At 38.0% G+C, this 1220-nt stretch carries 2 protein-coding genes; both read right to left on the bottom strand.

What is annotated here, in order from left to right:
• Positions 1-389 (bottom strand): hypothetical protein (locus GOU96_RS17615; protein ID WP_324702077.1); only part of this gene is annotated, 389 nt, incomplete at its 3' end.
• Positions 390-1019: 630 nt separating this feature from the next.
• On the bottom strand, positions 1020-1220 hold a 201-nt coding region (locus GOU96_RS17610), incomplete at its 5' end, for a hypothetical protein (RefSeq protein WP_324702076.1).

Here is a 1220-nt window from a genome sequence, read left to right as displayed (position 1 = left end):
TTGGTGTTTTCTTTTTTTAGGTAGCTGTTAAGTTTGAATCTTGCGATTGCAAGTTCAGATAACGCAGAATCTTTTTCCTGTGTAGCCCTCTCAACTTCCTTTGCTGACAATCTTTCACTTATGTCTAATCTTTCTTGAATGTCATCTATTACTTTATTATTATTTGTTATTCTTGAGAGTTTTAGTTGCTCCTCAGAATATTTGCTGTAAAAGTACTGACGTTGGATTTTTTCTAATGACTTGATATCTGTTTGCCAAAAACCGTCCCAATTCCATAGGACGATGCAGCCTATTACCGCCCAAAATATAATTCCCGCTATATCCGAAAGAAAACTACTGCTCTGCTTAGCACTGATGTTGTAGGTAGCGGTTTTATCTATATCTGACACTAAAGTTACCTTGCTAGTTTTTTATTAAAAAGAAATTAAGTAACAGAGTACCGATGAAATAATGTGCATTACACCAGCAGTCTCTATTTATGGTATAGCAACAGCCATACGGAACATGTAGTGTCGTTAATTAATGAGTGAAAATCAAGTTATTTATAATACAAAATCATTGTTGGAGGATTTACTGAACACTATTACCTCTTTTCTTTGCCCATTTTGATGTTATTGATAACAAAAAGTTAAGCAGGGACATTTTGAAATGAGTATTCGCTGCGCGAATTTTATACTCATTTCAAACCGCTGCGCATGCAAGCATGCTACGCTATGCCCCGGTAACTAAATGTTAGCTGAAAGGCGAATTTAATAAGCTTTTGTGGGTTAAATCTGAGCACTTAGCAAAGTGAATTTTCACGACTCAATTGTATTTGTTCTTCGATTTAGCCGCTGCGTCGAATGAGTGAGTTGCCTTGGCTACTTAATCGTTTACGTAAATATCGTATTCTTTCCAATCCTGTACATTGTTGGTGAGCGGTCGCGTTGAAGTGTTTGTGGTGTAGGCGAATGTAATCCTGTTTTCTTTCCAGTCAGCTGGTTCGGCTGCAACTGACAGTTTTGGCATAGCAAGCTTTGCTACAACTGCAAAATCGTATTCTTTCCTTTTGTTTGCATGGTGTTAGCTGCATCAATCAGTGTTCTTTTGAACAACTTAAGGCGAATGGTCGAGTCATGTGGAAGTGCGTGAATAGAATAGGGCAAGTACAACGCTCGCCAAGGTCTATTGTCCTTACTTAAGGTTGTTTGGCTGGTCGGTAAGTGTAGTGTTTTTAGCAG

Source organism: Vibrio sp. R-1 (assembly GCF_035615595.1).
GTDB lineage: Bacteria > Pseudomonadota > Gammaproteobacteria > Enterobacterales > Vibrionaceae > Vibrio > Vibrio cholerae.
The sequence above is the reverse complement of the archived record's forward strand: the minus strand, read 5'-3'. Positions and strand labels throughout refer to the sequence as shown.